This is a genomic window from Plantibacter elymi (nom. nud.) (genome assembly GCF_900177795.1).
Taxonomy (GTDB): Bacteria; Actinomycetota; Actinomycetes; order Actinomycetales; family Microbacteriaceae; genus Plantibacter; species Plantibacter elymi.
In genome coordinates this window covers 115,924-133,218 of sequence record NZ_FXWJ01000005.1, presented here as the reverse complement: position 1 = coordinate 133,218, position 17,295 = coordinate 115,924, and the positions used below count along the sequence as shown (strand labels likewise).

At 70.5% G+C, this 17,295-nt stretch carries 17 protein-coding genes and 1 riboswitch; of the genes, 8 read left to right on the top strand and 9 right to left on the bottom strand.

The window, feature by feature from the left end; genetic code table 11:
- Positions 1-148 precede the first annotated feature (148 nt).
- The 4 genes from CCK91_RS15845 (at position 149) to CCK91_RS15825 (ending at position 3,765) form a co-directional block, all read left to right on the top strand.
- On the top strand, positions 149-1,234 hold the full coding sequence (locus CCK91_RS15845; protein ID WP_086474843.1) for an ABC transporter permease: 1,086 nt from the start codon (positions 149-151) through the stop codon (positions 1,232-1,234).
- Positions 1,235-1,295: 61 nt separating this feature from the next.
- A complete protein-coding gene (locus tag CCK91_RS15840; RefSeq protein WP_086474842.1) occupies positions 1,296-2,000 on the top strand; it encodes an ABC transporter ATP-binding protein in 705 nt (234 codons plus the stop codon).
- 51 nt (positions 2,001-2,051) lie between these two features.
- Positions 2,052-2,453 (top strand): hypothetical protein, encoded by a 402-nt coding sequence (locus CCK91_RS15835; RefSeq protein WP_086474841.1) that lies wholly within the window; start codon positions 2,052-2,054, stop codon positions 2,451-2,453.
- Positions 2,454-3,144: 691 nt separating this feature from the next.
- Entirely contained in the window at positions 3,145-3,765 is a 621-nt protein-coding gene (locus tag CCK91_RS15825; RefSeq protein ID WP_133060019.1) for a hypothetical protein, read from the top strand.
- 124 nt (positions 3,766-3,889) lie between these two features.
- On the opposite strand, the gene CCK91_RS15820 is transcribed toward CCK91_RS15825, so the two are convergent.
- The 4 genes from CCK91_RS15820 to thiM form a co-directional block, all read right to left on the bottom strand.
- Entirely contained in the window at positions 3,890-4,186 is a 297-nt protein-coding gene (locus tag CCK91_RS15820; RefSeq protein WP_086475105.1) for a pyrimidine/purine nucleoside phosphorylase, read from the bottom strand.
- Positions 4,187-4,233: 47 nt separating this feature from the next.
- On the bottom strand, positions 4,234-5,802 hold the full coding sequence (locus CCK91_RS15815; RefSeq protein WP_369821910.1) for a bifunctional hydroxymethylpyrimidine kinase/phosphomethylpyrimidine kinase: 1,569 nt from the start codon (positions 5,800-5,802) through the stop codon (positions 4,234-4,236).
- Entirely contained in the window at positions 5,799-6,509 is a 711-nt protein-coding gene (thiE, locus tag CCK91_RS20145) for a thiamine phosphate synthase (RefSeq protein WP_369821909.1), read from the bottom strand. The genes CCK91_RS15815 and thiE overlap by 4 nt, the downstream gene beginning before the upstream one ends.
- Positions 6,506-7,357, bottom strand: a complete 852-nt coding sequence (gene thiM, locus CCK91_RS15810) for a hydroxyethylthiazole kinase (protein WP_086474838.1) — start codon at positions 7,355-7,357, stop codon at positions 6,506-6,508. Before thiM ends, thiE begins: the two co-directional genes overlap by 4 nt.
- Positions 7,349-7,449: riboswitch (TPP riboswitch) on the bottom strand. It overlaps the preceding gene by 9 nt.
- A gap of 60 nt (positions 7,450-7,509) precedes the next feature.
- Between thiM and CCK91_RS15805 the strand changes: the two genes are divergently transcribed.
- Positions 7,510-8,019 carry a DUF1622 domain-containing protein gene (locus CCK91_RS15805; protein ID WP_086474837.1) on the top strand — a complete coding sequence of 170 codons (510 nt, stop codon included), beginning with the start codon at positions 7,510-7,512 and terminating at the stop codon, positions 8,017-8,019.
- Between the two features lie 24 nt (positions 8,020-8,043).
- On the opposite strand, the gene CCK91_RS15800 is transcribed toward CCK91_RS15805, so the two are convergent.
- The 3 genes from CCK91_RS15800 to CCK91_RS15790 all read right to left on the bottom strand — a co-directional run bounded on the left by CCK91_RS15800 (position 8,044) and on the right by CCK91_RS15790 (position 12,154).
- On the bottom strand, positions 8,044-8,727 hold the full coding sequence (locus tag CCK91_RS15800) for an HAD family hydrolase (protein WP_086474836.1): 684 nt from the start codon (positions 8,725-8,727) through the stop codon (positions 8,044-8,046).
- A 68-nt stretch (positions 8,728-8,795) separates the two neighbouring features.
- A complete protein-coding gene (locus CCK91_RS15795; RefSeq protein ID WP_086474835.1) occupies positions 8,796-10,073 on the bottom strand; it encodes a CDP-alcohol phosphatidyltransferase family protein in 1,278 nt (425 codons plus the stop codon).
- Positions 10,074-10,177: 104 nt separating this feature from the next.
- Positions 10,178-12,154 carry a carboxypeptidase regulatory-like domain-containing protein gene (locus tag CCK91_RS15790; protein ID WP_086474834.1) on the bottom strand — a complete coding sequence of 659 codons (1,977 nt, stop codon included), beginning with the start codon at positions 12,152-12,154 and terminating at the stop codon, positions 10,178-10,180.
- A 240-nt stretch (positions 12,155-12,394) separates the two neighbouring features.
- Here CCK91_RS15790 and CCK91_RS15785 point away from each other — a divergent pair, with 240 nt between their 5' ends.
- The 3 genes from CCK91_RS15785 (at position 12,395) to CCK91_RS15775 (ending at position 14,566) form a co-directional block, all read left to right on the top strand.
- Positions 12,395-12,844: a hypothetical protein gene (locus tag CCK91_RS15785; RefSeq protein WP_086474833.1), complete on the top strand. Its 450-nt coding sequence runs from the start codon at positions 12,395-12,397 to the stop codon at positions 12,842-12,844.
- A gap of 115 nt (positions 12,845-12,959) precedes the next feature.
- Positions 12,960-13,931: a DMT family transporter gene (locus tag CCK91_RS15780; protein WP_086474832.1), complete on the top strand. Its 972-nt coding sequence runs from the start codon at positions 12,960-12,962 to the stop codon at positions 13,929-13,931.
- Positions 13,928-14,566 (top strand): GntR family transcriptional regulator, encoded by a 639-nt coding sequence (locus CCK91_RS15775; RefSeq protein ID WP_086474831.1) that lies wholly within the window; start codon positions 13,928-13,930, stop codon positions 14,564-14,566. The genes CCK91_RS15780 and CCK91_RS15775 overlap by 4 nt, the downstream gene beginning before the upstream one ends.
- Positions 14,567-14,809: 243 nt before the next feature.
- On the opposite strand, the gene CCK91_RS15765 is transcribed toward CCK91_RS15775, so the two are convergent.
- Together CCK91_RS15765 and CCK91_RS15760 are read right to left on the bottom strand one after the other, a co-directional pair.
- Positions 14,810-16,360, bottom strand: a complete 1,551-nt coding sequence (locus tag CCK91_RS15765; protein WP_207568248.1) for a sensor histidine kinase — start codon at positions 16,358-16,360, stop codon at positions 14,810-14,812.
- Positions 16,361-16,440: 80 nt separating this feature from the next.
- Positions 16,441-17,232 (bottom strand): response regulator transcription factor, encoded by a 792-nt coding sequence (locus CCK91_RS15760; RefSeq protein ID WP_064295688.1) that lies wholly within the window; start codon positions 17,230-17,232, stop codon positions 16,441-16,443.
- Positions 17,233-17,295 lie beyond the last annotated feature (63 nt).

Sequence of the window (17,295 nt, the reverse complement as noted above, 5' to 3'; positions counted from 1 at the left end):
CGCGAATCATCAGAAAGGTGGAACGTCGCCTCCACCTGACCGCGCCGGAGGACCGTCCCGTTCGACGATGCCCGGCGTCGGCGAGGCGACGAGGCTGGAATCCTGCCGCACCACGGAGACGCCGTCGGGCGGCTGACAAGGAGTCCCCATGTTCGTCGCCTGGCGCGACATGCGCTTCGCCACCGGTCGCTTCGTGCTGATCGGGGCGGTCGTCGCCCTCATCACCCTGCTCGTCGGATTCCTCAGCGGCCTCACCGCTGGACTGGCGAACCAGAACATCTCGGCGATCACCGGGCTGGATGCGTCGAGCATCGTCCTCGCGGCCCCGGCCGACGGCGAGCAGGCGACGTTCGCGGACTCCGCGATCGACGCGGACGCGGCCACCACGTGGGCTGCGGTCCCCGGAGTGGACGGTGTCCAGGAGCTCGGCATCAGCCAGACGCGGCTGACCGCGGACGATGCGCGCACCTCCGTGGCACTGTTCGGGATCAGTGGTGACGCCGTCGCGGGTCGCGCAGCCGAGGTGCCCGCCGACGGGACCGCCCGCCTGAGTCGGACCGCCGCGGAGGCCCTCCACGTCTCCCGAGGCGACACCGTCTCGATCGGTGGCAGCGAACTCGAGGTCGGTTCGGTCGTCGACGACCAGTGGTACAGCCACACGCCGGTCGTCTGGACGAGCCTGTCGGAGTGGCGGTCGCTGCAGGCCGCGCAAGGGTCCACCGGCGACGGAGCGACCGCGCTCGCCATCACCGGGAACCCGAGCGCCGATGCGGTGGCGGGAGCGGAGCAGGCCACCGGCACGGTGTCGAAGGACGTCCTGTCGTCCCTGCTCGCAATCGGCTCGTTCCGCTCGGAGATCGGATCGCTCCTCCTCATGGTCGCCATGCTGTTCGGGATCTCCGCGCTCGTCATCGGAGCCTTCTTCACGGTGTGGACCATGCAGCGCGCGGGCGACGTGGCGATCCTCAAAGCGCTGGGCGCGACGACCCGTCGGCTGTCGCTCGATGCGCTCGGCCAGGCGCTCGTCCTCCTCGTCCTCGGCGTCGGACTCGGCATCGGCATCACCGCCGCACTCGGTTCCGCGGCTGGCACGGCGCTGCCCTTCGTGCTCAGCCCACTGACGACGCTCGTGCCCGGGGTGATCATGATCGCCCTCGGCCTGATCGGCGCCGCGTTCGCCCTGCGGTCGATCCTCTCGGCCGACCCGTTGACCGCGCTCGGCGGCAACCGGTGAACGCGCCCACCCTCCCTGCGTCCTTCCTCGCACCCACCCTCGTCACCATCGGAGTCACCGCATGATCTCGCTCACCGACGTCACCCTCACCTTCCCCGACGGCGACCACCGCGTCACCGCCGTCGACCGCGCGACCCTCACCGTCCCGGCCGGGACCGTCACCGCGCTCACCGGGCCGTCGGGCTCCGGGAAGTCGAGTGTGCTCGCCGTCGCGGCCGGCCTGATCCGGCCCGACAGCGGCCTCGTGGAGGTGGCCGGGGTCGACGTCACCTCCCTCGACCGCCGTGCGGCCACCGACTTCCGCCGTACGAGGCTCGGCATCGTGTTCCAGCAGGCCAACCTGCTGCCATCGCTCACGGCCCTCGAGCAGCTGTGCGTTCTCGGGACGCTCGGCGGCCGCGCATCGCGGGCCGACCGGACGCGCACCCGCGAACGGGCCGCGATGCTGCTCGCCGCGGTCGGTCTCGCCGACCAGGCCGGCAAGCGGCCGCATCAGCTCTCGGGTGGTCAGCGGCAGCGGGTCAACATCGCGCGCGCCCTCATGAACGAGCCCGATGCGCTCGTCGTGGATGAGCCGACCAGTGCGCTCGACCACGAGCGCGGGTCCGCGATCATCGAGCTCATCCTCGAACTCACCGCGACCTCGGGCGCCGCGACGCTGCTGGTCACCCACGATCGGAGCCACCTCGACCGCATGGACCAGGTGCTCGTCATGGAGGACGGTCGACTCAGCGCCGCCGCCGACGCGCTGGCCTTGCGGTCCTGAGGCTCACCGTCGCCCGGCGGTAGGGTGAGGTCACGTCGAGAGAGGACCGCCATGCGCCGTGCCACCCGTGGGCTGACCGTGATCGCGATCGTCGGCGCCGTGCTCGGCACGAGTGCCTGCACCGGTGGCGCGGACTCGCCCTCCGGTCAGAGCTCCGCGAGCGAGGCCGGCGTGATCGCACCCGTCATCGTGCAGCTCGTCGATCAGGACGGCCGCACCGTCACGGTCGGCCTCGACAATGTGGTGGACCTCGTCGCCGTCGATCCGACCGTCTGGTCCGCGGAGGTCGAGGATCCGTCGATCGCGGAGTACGTGCCGGGCGGATCCCGCGGCGGCGCGTCGTTCAACCCCGGTCTGCAGCCGCTCGAGGTCGGGAGCACGACGGTGACGCTGACGAACAGCTCCGACGATTCGACCGTCGTCCTCACGCTCGAGGTCGTCGACCGGTCCTGAGCCGGGGACGCTCCAACCGGTCCCTGAGCCTGTCGAAGGGCGCACTCCAACCGGTCCCTTTCGAACCAAACCAACATCTGCATCCTCTCCCTCAAATGCCGGACCACTTCTCCATCGAGGGAAAGGCTCGCGGAGCGAGCCATGGCGGCCCGCTGGCTTGCCGGGACATCCGGAGTTGACAAGGCAACAGACCCCGCGTGCTTGATGTCCGCGGATGGGCGTCACACGCCGAGGACGGATGGACGGGCATCAGGCCGGCGAATCTCATCCGGAGCAGGCGGAGGCTATAGTCCTGTATACGAGACTGGAGGGACTAAAATGTCAAAGCCCATTGCTGCGCTTCGGGGCGAGGAACGTGCTCTTGCCTCTCACGTCAGGGCGGTGTTGATCGCCAGAGATGACAAGATGGAGAGCTGGGATGTGGAGCTGCTCCGCGTAGATTCGGGCGCTGTACTCGCCGCGGATATCTACTCGGTTCCGACGCCCTCTCGGGGTTCCATTTTGGATGTCATCTCCTACGCCCTCTCGACGATCGGGCTCCAGGCGGGCCCCAGCCCTCTCGCGAACGCACCTCAGGGCCCCTCCGACTTCACATTCCCCGTATCACAGGTTTCTCACACAGAGAACTAGTATTTGAGCGCATGAGATGCCACTCTGGACGGGTAGATGGCAGCAACCCAAAGGAGGCTTCATGAAATCTGTCCGATCGTTCCGGAACATGCTTGTCGGTGTCGCCATGCTTGGACTGAGTCTTGGCGGAGCGAGCTCATCCGCCCTGGCATCAGACGTGCAGGACGATGGCACCAGCGCTGTTTCCTCTCCGATGGAGGCCATCAAACTCACGGCCGACAACGCCGTCGCCTACGGCTACGCGGTCCGCACAGACTCGGACGGGCAGCAGTGGGCCATGGACGCGGGCACGCCGGACGGAGACTTCACACATGCAGTCCCGATTGCAGAGGAGAGCGGCGCCTCGACACGGGATCGCGTCGTCGGAAACTGCGGCAGTTCATGGGTCTATCTGAGCGGCAAAGAGGGCTACCGCAGCGTCTACACCGGCTACGACATCCAGGCCAAATTCGGACTTCCCGTAAGCCACGTCTGGTCGGTCGCCGTTTACTCGAGCATCGATTTCGAGAGCTTCGACTTCAGTGGCCTGCCCTCCTGGGGAGCCGAGAGGTGGTTCGAAACCAGGTTCATCGATACCCAGGTGATCGAGGGCCTGCCAATCTCTACGATTGCGGGCGGATCAGTACTCACGACTGGGGGCCTTTGCGTTAGCGGCTCTCCCACCGACACGATCACTGGCTAGACCAATTCTTAACGAGGGGGACCGACTCATCGCGTCGGTCCCCCTCTCAGTTCTGCAGGTCGCCTCACATCGCTCTGTCCACTACCCTCGGCGTCTTCTAGCTCGGTGACCGGTCGAACAGCGCTCAGATGTTGAGGTAGCGGCAGAGGTACGCGGTGGTGACCTCGACCTCGACCTGGAAGCTGCTGCTCCCCGGGACACTGAACTGCGCGTCGGGCCCGAAGTCCTGCCAGGCACTCGTGTTCGGCAGCAGCACGCGGAGCTTGCCGGAGATCACGGACATCTCCTCGGCCTTGCCCGTGGTGAAGGTGTACTGCCCCGGCTCCATCACGCCGACGCTGGCCGACTCCGCACCGGGCTCGTTCGTGGTGAAGCCGATCGACTTCACGTTGCCGTCGAAGTACTCATTGCTCGTCAGCATCAGGGGCCTCTCGTCGTGGTCCGGGATCGCGGCGGCGGATCCGGCCTTCATCGTATCGGCTCGGCGAAGAACGCCTCCTCGTGCGCGGCCGAGGCCAGGAACGCCCGTCGCATCGTGTCGCGGCCGGTCTCGTCCGCGCGAGCTGCCGCCCCGGCGACGATCTCGATCGCCCGGGCGTTCGCCGTCGCGAACGCGGGGTCGGCGTACGTGTCGAGCCACGCCGCGAACGGGTGCTCCGCGTGTGATGCGCCGACCAGTCGCTCACCGAGATCCTGATAGATCCAGTAGCAGGGCAACACAGCGGCGACCACCCGCCCGTAGTCGCCGTCGACCGTCGCCGCGTGCAGGTGGTCGAGGTACGCCGTGGTCGTCGCCGACGGTTCCGCATCCATACCGCTGACGGCATACGTGCTGAGCCAGGTGCGGTGCAGCTCCATCTCGGCCTCGATGGAGCCCGCCGCGCCGGTCGCCCAGAACACCTGTTCCTCGGCCGTCGGCGCCAAGGCACTCGCTCTCGCGAGGACCCGCGAGTAGTCCCGCAGGTAGATCGCGTCCTGCAGCAGGTACCACGCGAACCGGGCCGGATCGAGGGTGCCGTCCGCGAGCCTCGTCACGAACGGCAGGTGGTCGATCCGGTCCCGCAGCTCGGCGATGTCCTCCCACCAGCCCGTGAGGATGCCGGCGCCGTCCTGGCGACCCGAGGTCATCCCGGCCGACGCCCAGAGCTCGGCGAAGTGGCTGATCGGGCCGTTGCCCGAGCCGACCTCGAGCGCGTCCGCGTGCCGGAGGCTCGACGTGAGCCACGACTTCGCCTCGCCGAGCGCCTCGGTCCAGGACCCCGAACGGACGACGAGGGTCGCCATCGCGCTCGACAGGGAGCACCCGGTCCCGTGGGTGTTCCGTGTGTCGACTCGAAGACCGTCGAACTCGACGAGTGATCGGTCGTCGCCCAGACCACCGGTGGCGTCGACGAGCGCATCCGGGCACGCGGTCGTCCCCGTCAGGTGCCCACCCTTCACGAGCACGATCACGCCCGCTTGCACCGAGACCCGTTCCGCCTGGGCGAGTGCGTCGGCCCAGCTCGTCGCCACCGGCTCGTCCGCGAGGACGGCGAGCTCCGGCAGATTCGGGGTCACGAGGTCGACGTGCGGCAGGAGCGCGCGCATGGCAGCCTCAGCGTCGCGGTGGAGGAGGCGGTCGCCGCTCGTCGCGACCATCACCGGGTCGAGGACGACGGGTCCGGTCTCGGTCTCCTGCAGCCAGGTCGACACGGTGTCGATGATCGCGACATCGCCCAGCATCCCGATCTTGACCGCGTCGATCACCACGTCGTCCGCGACCGCGTCCAACTGCTCGCGGAGGAACCCGACGGGCGGGGTGTGCACGGATCGGACACCCCGGGTGTTCTGCGCGACGAGCGCGGTGACGACCGCCATGCCGTATCCGCCGTTCGCGGCGATGCTCTTGAGGTCGGCCTGGATCCCGGCCCCGCCGGTCGGGTCGGTGCCGGCGATGCTCAGCACCCGGGGTGTGTCCCGCATGGTGACGGGTCGTCGACCGTGCACCCGGTTCGAGTTCGACGACGCCGGCGTCGTCGTCTGTTCCACGGCGCTCATGCGGAGACCTCGGTCCAGGCGCTGCGGAACGCTCGGGCGGCCTCGGCCGGATCGTCGGCGGCGCAGATGGCCGAGACCACGGCGAGCCCGGCGGCACCGGCGGCGTGCAGCTCGACCGTGTCCTCCAGAGAGACACCGCCGATCGCGACGCACGGGAAGGGGGTCGCGGCGGCGATCGCGGCGAACCCCTCCATGCCGAGCGGCGCCGGGTGGTCCGGCTTGGTCGTCGTCGGGCGGATGACGCCGACGCCCAGGTAGTCGACCGTCCCAGCTGGCAGGGCCGCGACCGCGTCGAGGTGCGCCGGGGTGTTCGCCGTCAGCCCCACGACGGCGGCCTGTCCCAGGATGCGACGCACGGCGTCGACCGGGAGATCGCTCTGACCCACATGGACGCCGTGGACGACGGCACCGGCGGAACGGGCGGCGAGGAACACGTCCACCCGGTCGTCGACGAGGAGCAGCGCCCGCCCGGCGACGACCTCCGCCGCACGCACGGTCAGGTCGAACAACTCTCGCGCCGATGCGGTCTTCTCCCGCAGCTGGACTGCGGTCACCCCGCCGTCGACAGCTCGGCGCACGACGTCGAGGACACCGCGATCCCCGCTGGCCGAAGCATCCGTGACGAGGTAGGTGGCGATACCGCGGCGCACGAGCTCGTCGTGCGAACGGGCCACGAGGACCCGGTCCGCGGTGGTCGAGGCGCTCACGCGATCACCGCCAGGCTGCGGACGGTGTCGGCATCGAGGAGGTGCAGGTGGTCGAGGAAGGCGGGAGCGAAGGAGCCGGGGCCACGGCTCTCCGCGGCCGCCAGCTGCGCGGCGACCGTGTACGCGGTGGTCGCCGCGACCGTCGTCAGCAGCCGGTCGTCGTCGAGTGACGCGAAGGCGGCGAGCACGGCACCGAGGGCACAGCCACCGCCCGTCACGAGGGTGAGCCAGGCGTGGCCGTTCGAGCAGCGGACGATGCGCTCACCGTCGGTGATGACGTCCGTCGGGCCGGAGACGGCGACGACGGCACCCGAGGTGCGTGCGATCGCAGTGGCCGCCTCGATCGCGCTGTCCACCGCGTCGGTGCTGTCGACCCCGCGACCGCCGGCGCCCAGTCCGGCGAGCGCGATGATCTCGCTGGCGTTGCCGCGGACGATCGTCGGCCGGAGAGCGAGGAGTTCGGCGGCGAGCGCCGTCCGCACCGGCAGGAAGCCGACGGCGACGGGGTCGAGCACCCACGGTGTGCCGGCGTCGTTCGCGGCGGAGGCGGCCTCGACCATCGCCTCGCGCTGCTCCGCCTGCGGCGTCCCGAGATTGAGGAGGACCCCGGAGGCGATGCGGGCGAACGGCCCGGCCTCGGTGGGGATGTCGGTCATCGCCGGGGCGGCGCCGATGGCGAGCAGGACGTTCGCGGTGAAGTTGGTCACCACGGCGTTCGTGATCGATTGGACGAGCGGTGTGCGCTCGCGCAGGCGGTCGAGGAGGTCCCCGGACGCGCTCGCGAATTCGCCGACGGACGGCTCGTCGGTGGACGGGTGGGCAGACTGCTGCGGTGTGCGAATGCTCATTCGCGACATCCCTTCGCTCGGACTAACGAGATCAGGTTCGACGGGTGTGTTCTCAGCCGATCGTCGTGGGATCGGCACCCCGTGTCACTCGCGACCACCCTAGCGGGTCGGCCCGGCTTCCGGTCCAGCGGGCGGGCGAGGATGATGAAGGGATGGACTTCTTCGAGCTGGTCACCATCGTCTTCGAGGTCGCCGGTGTCGGGGCGATGGTCGTGGGCTTCGTGATCGCCGTCACCCTCTCGGCCCGCCTGTGGTGGAGCACGCGCGACGGCGCTCGGGCCTTCCGGATGCTGCGGGAGACGATCGGCTCGGTCATCCTGCTCGGGCTGGAGATCCTCGTGGCCGCCGACCTCGTGAAGACGGTCACGTCGACGCCCTCGCTGACCGACGCACTCGTCCTGGCGATCATCGTCGTCATCCGCACCCTGCTGAGCTTCTCCCTGCAGATCGAGATCGAGGGCACCCTCCCCTGGAGGCGCCTGGCGACGACCGGCCCACAGCTCTTCGACCGTGCCGTCAAGCGCGGCGGCGAACGCACCCGGCGTCGCGCCGAGGAGCAGGACGTGTCGGCATCGCCCAATCCGACGGCGGCACCGACCGTCGCGTCGCAGGCCGTCCCCGACGATGAGGACGCCTTCCCCGAGCTCCGCAGTCGCAGCTAGCGCGTTGCGGCTCGTGCAGTTCGTCTAGCGTGCGGCGGAGGTCGCCCAGGTGTCGCGGATGAGGTCGGGCAGCAGGCGCATGTCGTCGAACACGTGGGTGCCGTCGCCGACGAGCCGCTCGGCGGGCGTCATGCCACCGGCGTAGGCGTAGACCGTCATGCCGGCCGCGCGGGCAGCCAGGACGCCGACGACGCTGTCCTCGACGACCGCGCACCGCTCGGGGGCCGTGTCGAAGTCGGCGGCGGCGTGCAGGAAGAGGTCGGGGGCGGGCTTGCCGACGGCGACGTCGGTCGCGCTGAAGATGCGCCCGTCGAAGCGGTCGTGGATGCCCACCTGCCCGAGGTTGCGGACGACGTCGTGCAGCATCCCGTTCGAGGCGACGCACAGCTGCACCCCGGTCGCAGCGATGCCGTCGAGGGCGTCGACGACACCGTCGACCGCCTCGAGCTCGCGCTCGCAGATGCCGCGGAACATGTCGCTCCAGCGCTGGATCCAGTCGGCCTCGAGCGGCTTCCCGAGCCGCTGCTCGACGAGCGTCGCGTACGTCTCGAGCGAGGCGCCGACGAAGAGCTCCCGCACCTCGGCCTCGGTGTAGTCACCGCCGACCTCGTTGAGCAGCTGCAGGTTCACCCGGACGGAGATGCGTTCCGTGTCGACGAGCGTGCCGTCGCAGTCGAAGATGACGAGGTCCGGATAGTCGACTGGCATGCTCCGAGCCTAAACGACGCCGCCTGCGCTGACGCCGTGCGCCATCCGGCGGCGACCTGCCGCGGCGGTCAGCGGGCCGCGCGGACGCCCTGTCGCTGCCAGGTGACGACCATGCGTCGCGCATACTGGGTCGCCGCGACGAAGTGGCCGAGGAGTCCGAGGAGGATCGCCACGAAGCCGACCCCGCCGAAGACCCGATAGAGCGCCGACGTCGGATCCCCGCCTCCGAGCGCGAGGCCCGTGAGCAGCGCGAAGAAGCCGACGAAGAGGAACACCGTCCGGATCTTGCCGGCGATGCTCACCGGCACCTCGGGCGTCCCTCGGAACGCGACGACGGCGACGAACGCGAGCAGGAGGTCGGGGACGATCATGACCACGAACACCTGCCACGGGATGATCTGGGCGATGGCGAACGACGCGGCGACCACGACCACGGTCAGGCGGTCGGCGACCCCGTCGAGCCAGGTGCCGAGCGCGGAGACCGTGCCCATGCGGCGCGCGATCTGCCCGTCGGCGACGTCGCTCAGGAACACGACCGCGCCGACGACGAGCGCAGCCCAGTAGGAGCCGGTGATCACGAGGGCGGCGAAGACCGGGAGCAGGACGATACGTCCCGCCGTGATCGCGTTCGGCAGGTTCTTCCAGTCGTCGTCGGAGAACAGCTGCGTCCGGAGGCGCGCGAGGGGCGTCTTCTCGTGCAGGGTCACCGGGATCATCGCCTCGTCGCCGGGGATCGCGGTACCTCGGCGGAATCGGGCGATCGCGACCACCGTGACCACCACGACGAGCGCGAACAGCAGCACCCAGCCGGTGGCGCCCAGGTACTGGCGGACCGTGTCGAGCGTGGCGCGGACGAGGGAGCCGACCCCGACGTAGACGGCGGACCAGAGGAGGGAACCCAGCAGCGATGCCGCGAGGAACGACCGGTAGGGCACGCGGGCGACCCCTGCGGCGGTCGGTGTCAGGCACCGGAGCACGGGGACGAGCCTCGTGAGGAAGACGGCCTGGGCCCCGCGTCGCTCGAGCGCCTCGACCGCGCGGTCCCAGCCATCGACGCCGAGACGCCGGACGATGGCCGAGTCACGGAGGCGACCACCGGAACGACGACCGACGAGGTAGCCGAGCTGGTCCCCGAGCGACCCGCCGAGGGCGACCGCGAGGAACAGCACGAGGGCACCGGGGGCGGAGTCGAGCATGGCCGCGAGGAGGAGCACCACCGGTTCACCGGGGACGACGAGGCCGAGCCAGAGGCCGGACTCGGCGGTCGTGAACAGGAGTCCGATGAGCCAGATCACCGGATCGGGCAGCGCCGTCGCGGCGTCGTTCACCCACCCGATGATGTCCACGGATCCCCGTTCAGCAGTGCGACCCGCACTCCAGGGCGGGGCGCGGCTCGCCCAAGTCTACGGACGAGCCGCACCCTCCTATCCCCGAGGGGTCGTTCAAACGGTCATTCGCCGGACAGCTCGTCCCGATTCGCGCGTCGACGACGCAGGACGGCCGCGGTGACGACACCTGCGGCACCGAGCACGAAGAGCGCTCCGGCCGCGACGATCCACGGCATCGCGTCCGCACCGGTCGAGGGCAGACGACCCGCGTTGCTCGGAACCGCGGGGTCGCTCGGGTTCGTCGACGGCACGGGGACGACGGCGTCGGCGACGAGCACGAAGGTGGGCACCGTCTGGACCGCACCGTCCGTGCCGACGACGACGGTGGCGGTCGTGGCGCCACCCGCGGGCACCGAGTACCCGGCCGGGACGGTCAGCGTGACCTCGTAGCTGCCCGGCGCCAGGTCGGCGAGCCCGTAGGAGCCCTCGGCCGTCGTGATCAGGGCGACCGGGCCGCCCGGCGTCGTCACCGTGACCGTCGCTGCGGGCACCGGGGCGTCGCTGTCCGTCCGGACGTCGCCGATGACGGTGCCGAGCCGAGCGAGCTCGAAGTCGACCGCGTCGAGATCGGTTCCGGCGAGCTCCTCCTCCCGGGTGGCCGCTCCGGAGACGACGTACCCCTCCGGCGCGACGATCGAGACCTCGTACGGCCCCGCGGGCAGGAGCGGGAAGCGGTAGGAACCGTCGGCGGCCGTGACGGCGCTCTCGACACCGTTCGGACCGTCGACGCTCACGGTGACGCCGGCCACACCGACCCCACCGGACGTGATCACCCCGCCGAGACTGGGGTTCGCGACGAGCACGAAGTCCTGCTCGGTGATGACTGTCTCGTTGCCCGCCGAGACGGTGAACGGCGCCGGCGCGTTCTGCACCGCGTAACCATCGGGCGGCGTGAGGAGCACCGTGTGGTCGCCGACCGGCACGGTGTCGAAGAGGTAGTTCCCGTCGGTGTCGGTGGTGACGCTGCCGACACCGACGATCGTGACGGTGGCACCGACGATCGGGACGCCGTCGGTGTCGAGCGCGGTCCCGGACACGGCGACGGGCACGATGTCACGGACGGTGAAGTCCGCGACATCGTCGGCGTCTGTGAGGTCCGCGGCAGCTCGTGCGGGACCAACGGCGATCTTGCCGGTCGGCGGGACGAGTTGCACCGTGTAGCCGTCGGTCGCGAAGTAGCCGGCGAAGGCGTAGGCGCCGCCTCCGGCGGTCGTGGTCGAGGCCACCACCCGGCCGTCGCGGTCGATGAGCCGGACGCCGACGCCGTCCAACGGGCCCGTGGTCTGGTCGGTCACCGTGCCGGTCACGTCACGCGCGATCGACGCGAACCACGCCTGGTAGACAGGCGCGCCGAGACGCTGCTGGAAGGTGAACGTGAGACTGGAGATCGGGACGGAGGGCTCGAACCAGCCCGCCGCGCCGGCGGTGTCCGCTGCGGCGTCGTTGCCGCGCAGCACCTGCGTCGCCGGGTCCCAGGTGGGGACGTCCGTTGCGGAACCGGTGCAGGACGGCTTGCCGACGAGACCTGGTGCGCAGTAGTTGAAGCCACCGTTGAACCCGAGCTCGTCGGGGGTGAGCGCGGAGCCGTCGGGGCCGATCGCCGTCACGGTGACCTGGTCGGCGTCGATGTCACCGAGGACGAAGGTCCAGCCGGACGGCGGTGTCGGCGTCGCGAAGGAGTAGGTCGTGGTCGAGGGCGACGCCGCGTTGTTCGCCTTCGGCCGGAGGTTCAGGTAGGCCTGACCGCGGCTGCTGCCGTACTTCGCACCGACGGGGGTGGACGCGGCCAGCCAAGTCGTGGTGCCGGGGATGACGCCGATGCTGCCTCCGCCGACCGAGTCGCTCGTCAACGCCGCGGTGAGCTCGGGTTGCCCAGCAAGGGTCATCGTGCCCTGGTACGACCCCGATCCGCCGGAGAGCTCGGACCACGTCGCCCAACTCGAGGTGGTCGCGGCGGAGGCTGCCGGGACGGCTGCGGTGAGGGCGAGCGCGGAGGCTCCGAGCAGGGCGAGCACAGCGGCTCCGATGCGGCGGGTCATGGGCGTCAGGATAAACGGACGCCGGACGTCTCCGGAATCCCGCTGTCCGGTTTGCGAGGGTCACCGCGCAGCGTGGTATGGCGGGGCTACGGCACCTCAGACCCATGCGCGAGGCGCAGTGGATCGTCCCGCAGGTGGATAGGAGATCGGGCGCGCGGGCGACGCGCCCCGGCGGCGATCCGAGGAGGCTGGAACCATCAACCGATCAGCTCCGCACACCGCGGAGGAAGGAACCAGCTCATGTCCGCCTCAGCCACCACCGAGTCCACCACGATCTCGCCCGCCGAGGACGTGACCCTGGCAGACGCCCCGACCGAAGCGTTCGGCCCCGAACCGCTCACCCAGGCCACGCCCGTGCAGGAGGTCGCGCCGACTCAGCCGACGACCCCCGTGCCCCTTGCCCCCGTGCCTGCTGCGACGACCGCCGACCGCGAGAGCTCGACCCAGACGCTGTCGATCATCGCGTTCGCCCTGTCGATCGCCGCGGTCGTCGCCCCGTCGTTCGTGCTCCTGCCGATCGCCTCGCTCGTGCTCGGCATCATCGCGCTCGCCCGCAAGCCGAAGTCGAAGGGCTTCGCCCTCACCGCCGTCATCATCTCCGGCACCATGCTGGCGCTCGCCCTGATCGTCGCCGCCGGTGCAGCCCTGCTGCTCGGAGTGTCGGTGATCAGCAGCGGCTACGCCGGCTGACCCGGTCTCCCACCCGACGCCCGTCCGCTCCTCGAGCGGGCGGGCGTCGTGGCTTGTCTCCCGGACATCCCGATCAGCCGTTGATTGTTACACAATCCTGCGGCAAGCTGTCCCCATGACCCGTTCGCCGACGGACACCCCGTCGACTGCCGACAACACCGCCGCCGGGCGCCTGCCCGTCGCCGCCGCGATCCTCGCCGCCGTGTGCTTCGGGACGACGGGGACGGCTCACGCGCTCCTGCCGATCGAGGTGGGCTCGGTCGCGTTCGGCGCCGCACGCATCGTCTTCGGCGGAGCGCTCCTCGTCCTCGTGTGGGTGGCCTTCGCCCGCCGCCCGAGGTCCACGCCACCTCGGACCCACGCAGCGAAACTCGGGAGGCCCGCGCTGGTCGTCGCCGTCGTCGTGGGCACGATCGGTGTCACCGCGTACCAGCCGTTCTTCTTCCTCGGAGTGGAACGTAACGGTGTCGCGATCGGGACCCTCACGGCACTCGGCTCCGCACCCGCGATCACCGGCCTCCTCGAATGGGCGATCCATCGCAGACGCCCGAGCGCCCGCTGGTTCCTGGCCACGATCGTCGCCGCAGCCGGTGTCGCCGTCCTGTCCGGGGTGACGGGTGGCGGGATCGGCACCGTCTCGGCGGACGGGCTGCTCGCCTCCGTCGGCGCCGGAGCCTCCTACGCCCTGTACACGCTCTGCAGCAAGGCACTCATCGAGCACGGGTGGACACCGCTCGGCACCATGGCGGCGCTCTTCGGCGCAGCGGCGCTCGTCTCGGTGCCGATCCTCCTCACCACTGAGACCGCATGGATCCTCACCGCACCCGGCGCACTCGCGGTCGCGTGGCTCGCGCTCGTGAACACGGTGGCGGGGTACCTGCTGTTCGGCTACGCGCTCGGCGGGCTGCCCGCGTCTCGGGTCGCGACGCTCACGCTCTTCGAGCCGCTGACGGCGACGCTCCTCGGCATCCTGCTCCTCGGAGAGTCCTTCGGGCCGTCCACCGTCGTCGGTGCCGCGCTGCTCGTGACCGGACTCGCGATCCTCGTCGTACCGAAGCGCATCGACCGTCGCGAGGTCCCCCGATGACCGCGGTCGACGCCGTCGCGGACGCGCTGCGCGACGACATCCTCGACGGACGGCTCGGCGCGGACGAGCCGTTGCGGGAGACCGCCCTCACCGCCCGGTTCGGCGTCAACCGGCACACCGTCCGAGCGGCGCTCCAGGCGCTCGCGGCGGAGCGCCTCGTCACGTTCGAGGCCTACCGCGGTGCACGGGTGCGGTCGTTCAGCGATGCGGACGTGCTCGCCCTGATGGAGTACCGGACGGCGATCGAGGCAGAGGCGGTCCGGCTGCTGCGAACGCGTGCGGAGCCGTCATCGCGCCCACCGGCCTCGATCATCGCGGCGAACGACAGTCTCCGACGCATCTGCGTCGACCGACCCGCCGATCACCGCGCCATCGAAGTCGCGCACGCCGAGCTGCACCACGCGATCGTCGCCGCGGCCCGGAGCCCTCGACTGAGCGAGGCGCACGCTGCACTCCTCGCCGAGCTCAGCCTGTTCATGGTGCAGCTCCGGAGCGTCCTCCCGCCCGAGGAACTCATCGACCAGCACGACCGACTCGTCGACGCCCTCATCGGCGACCACGGCGAGGCGGAGCTCCGCGCCCACCTCGCGCACTCGGCGGAGCAGCTCATCGCGCTCCGCCGGTCGGCCCCCTGAGCTCGGCCCCTGAGCCACCCCTTCCGGTCCCTGAGTCTGTCGAAGGGCGCCCCGACAGGTCCCTGAGCCACCCCTTCCGGTCCCTGAGCCACCCCGTCCGGTCCCTGAGCCTGTCGAAGGGCACCTCGACAAGCTCGGTGACCGGGTGGCGCTCGTTGACCGGGTGGCGCTCGGCGACCGGGTGGCGCTCGGCGACCGGGTGCGGCTCGGTCACCGGGTGCAACTCGACGACAGGACGGGCCGTCAGCCTCGCGTCGAGGTGACCGCCTCCGGTCGCATCGCTGCGGCGGCGGCGGCCGCCGGCCGGACCGCTGGGTGCTCCTCGGACGGGCCCGCCCACGGCAGCGTCACCGTGAACGTCGTGCCGGCGGACGACGAGGCGACCTCGATCGAGCCCTCGTGGCCCTCGGCGATGGACAGCGCGATCGCCAGGCCGAGGCCCGTGCTGCCGGCGGCACGCGAGCGCGACGAGTCGGCCCGGGCGAACCGGTTGAAGAGTTCGGGGAGGAAGGCCTCGTCGATGCCGGGTCCGTCGTCGGCGATCGTCAGCGAGGCGCGCTGCGGCTCGTCGCGACTCTTCGGTGCGCTGATGCGGGTGACCACGGAGGTGCCGGCCGGGGTGTGCACGGCGGCGTTCGACAGCAGGTTCACGACGAGCTGGTGCAGGCGCTCCCGGTCGCCGCGCACGATGATCGCGCGCTCCGGCACGTCGACCGACCAGTGGTGCGCCGGTGCCGAGACGGCCGCGTCACTCACGGCGGCGGCCACGAGGTCGCTCAGGTCGACGTCGTCGAGGTGCAGGTCCTGCCCCTCGTCGAGACGCGCCAGCAGGAGCAACTCGCTGACGAGCGAGCTCATCCGGGTCGCCTCCGACTCGATGCGGGCGAGCGCATGCTCCGTCATGGGCGGGAGGCTCTCGCTGTCCTGGCGGGTGAGCTCGGCGTAGCCCTGGATCGCGGCGAGTGGCGTCCGGAGTTCGTGGCTCGCATCGGTGACGAACCGACGCATGCGCTTGTCGGTCGCGGCACGGACGGCGAGTGCGCGGTCGACGTGGTCGATGAGGCCGTTGAGCGCCTCGCCGACCTTGCCGATCTCCGTCCGGGGATCGGTGTCGGCCTGATCGACCCGCACGTCGATCCCGGTGTCGCCACGCTCGAGTTGCAGCGTGGACACCTCCTCGGCGGCGGCGGCCACGCGCGACAACGGTCGGAGCCCGAGGCGGACCACGATGATCGCCCCGATGATGGTGACCGCGAGCGCGAGCACGGCGAGGATCGCGATGACGATCGCCTCCTGCTGGACGGCTGCTCGCGGGGTGGCGAGCGAGACGCCGGCCACGAGGGTCTCGCCGTCGCCGTGGTCGAGGAACTCGAGTCGGTATCCGCCGAGCGACCCCAACTCGATGTTCTGTCGCTCGGAGCTGTCGGCCGCGACGGCCTCCTCGATGAGCGCTTTCGTCCGCACGTCGAGCGCTGTGGCGTTGGACTGGGTGAAGCGCGCGGAGTCGACGACCCCACCGTCCGCGACGAGCGCGATGAGCGTGCCGGGACCATGGCCGACGTAGTCCACGAACGGCTTGACGTAGCCGGGCTCGCCGCGCGTGGCATCGGGGTCGACCACGGCTCCCCCACCGGCCTGCTGATCATGGAACTTCACCACGGAGTGCTCGAAGGCCTCCATCGACCCGGTGAGCTGGGTGTCGACGACGGCGGTGACCGACCCTTCGACCGTGACGATCGTCAGGATGCCCGACACCGCGAGGACCGCTGCGATGACCGCAGCGATGCCCGTCACCAGCCGTCGCTGGAGCGTCCACGGGTGCCGCCGGTCCACCCGGGGCGTCGGCGCGCCAGCGGTCGGAACCGATGCGGTGCTCATTCGACCGGCCGCAGCACGTACCCGACACCGCGGACGGTGTGGATCATCGGCGCCCGGTCGGCGTCGATCTTCTTGCGGAGGTAGGAGACGTAGAGGTCGACGATGCTGGCCTTGCCGGCGAAGTCGTAGTTCCACACGCGGTCGAGGATCTGGGCGCGACTCAGCACGCGCTTCGGGTTGCGCATGAAGTAGCGGAGCAGCTCGAACTCCGTCGTCGTGAGCGCCACCGGCTCGCCGTCGCGGCTGACCTCGTAGCTGCGCTCGTCGAGGAAGAGCCCGCCGATCGTGATGCGGGAGTCGTCGTCGGACACGACGTGCGCGGTGCGGCGGAGGAGACCCCGGAGGCGGGCGACGAGTTCCTCCAGCGAGAACGGCTTCGTCATGTAGTCGTCGCCGCCGGCGGTGAGTCCCATGATGCGGTCGTCCACCGAGTCGCGTGCGGTGAGGAACAGCGTCGGGGTGCCCGATTCCGGCTCCCCCTGCGAGAAGCTGCGGAGCTGACGGAGGACGCTCAGCCCGTCCATGTCGGGCAGCATGATGTCGAGGACCACGACGTCCGGACGTTCCGTGCGGTAGCGCTGGACGGCCTCGCGACCGTTGGTGGCGACGTCCACGACCCACCCCTCATAGCCGAGGGCCAGGCTCACGAGGTCGGTCAGGACCGCTTCGTCGTCGACGAGGAGGACGCGGATGGGTGAACCGTCGGCCCGGTACATCCGCGGTAGCTTGGCGAGGACCGCCCGGCGGCGCCCCGAGTCGACGATCTGCGTGGGCAGGTCGGAGGGCATGGGTCGATTATCCGTCGTCGAGCTGCGAGGCGCGGGAGCGACGGGCGATTCATAGAGGCCTCA

What these genes read in the sequence shown, in the direction of transcription:
- CCK91_RS15790 (WP_086474834.1), bottom strand. Translation starts at nt 12,154, where the DNA reads ATGACCCGCCGCATCGGAGCCGCTGTGCTCGCCCTGCTCGGAGCCTCC.
- CCK91_RS15785 (WP_086474833.1), top strand. Translation starts at nt 12,395, where the DNA reads ATGTCCGCCTCAGCCACCACCGAGTCCACCACGATCTCGCCCGCCGAG.
- CCK91_RS15815 (WP_369821910.1), bottom strand. Translation starts at nt 5,802, where the DNA reads ATGAGCGCCGTGGAACAGACGACGACGCCGGCGTCGTCGAACTCGAAC.
- CCK91_RS15800 (WP_086474836.1), bottom strand. Translation starts at nt 8,727, where the DNA reads ATGCCAGTCGACTATCCGGACCTCGTCATCTTCGACTGCGACGGCACG.
- CCK91_RS15760 (WP_064295688.1), bottom strand. Translation starts at nt 17,232, where the DNA reads ATGCCCTCCGACCTGCCCACGCAGATCGTCGACTCGGGGCGCCGCCGG.
- CCK91_RS15835 (WP_086474841.1), top strand. Translation starts at nt 2,052, where the DNA reads ATGCGCCGTGCCACCCGTGGGCTGACCGTGATCGCGATCGTCGGCGCC.
- CCK91_RS15845 (WP_086474843.1), top strand. Translation starts at nt 149, where the DNA reads ATGTTCGTCGCCTGGCGCGACATGCGCTTCGCCACCGGTCGCTTCGTG.
- CCK91_RS15780 (WP_086474832.1), top strand. Translation starts at nt 12,960, where the DNA reads ATGACCCGTTCGCCGACGGACACCCCGTCGACTGCCGACAACACCGCC.
- CCK91_RS15775 (WP_086474831.1), top strand. Translation starts at nt 13,928, where the DNA reads ATGACCGCGGTCGACGCCGTCGCGGACGCGCTGCGCGACGACATCCTC.
- CCK91_RS15805 (WP_086474837.1), top strand. Translation starts at nt 7,510, where the DNA reads ATGGACTTCTTCGAGCTGGTCACCATCGTCTTCGAGGTCGCCGGTGTC.
- CCK91_RS15820 (WP_086475105.1), bottom strand. Translation starts at nt 4,186, where the DNA reads ATGCTGACGAGCAATGAGTACTTCGACGGCAACGTGAAGTCGATCGGC.
- CCK91_RS15840 (WP_086474842.1), top strand. Translation starts at nt 1,296, where the DNA reads ATGATCTCGCTCACCGACGTCACCCTCACCTTCCCCGACGGCGACCAC.
- CCK91_RS15825 (WP_133060019.1), top strand. Translation starts at nt 3,145, where the DNA reads ATGAAATCTGTCCGATCGTTCCGGAACATGCTTGTCGGTGTCGCCATG.
- thiM (WP_086474838.1), bottom strand. Translation starts at nt 7,357, where the DNA reads ATGAGCATTCGCACACCGCAGCAGTCTGCCCACCCGTCCACCGACGAG.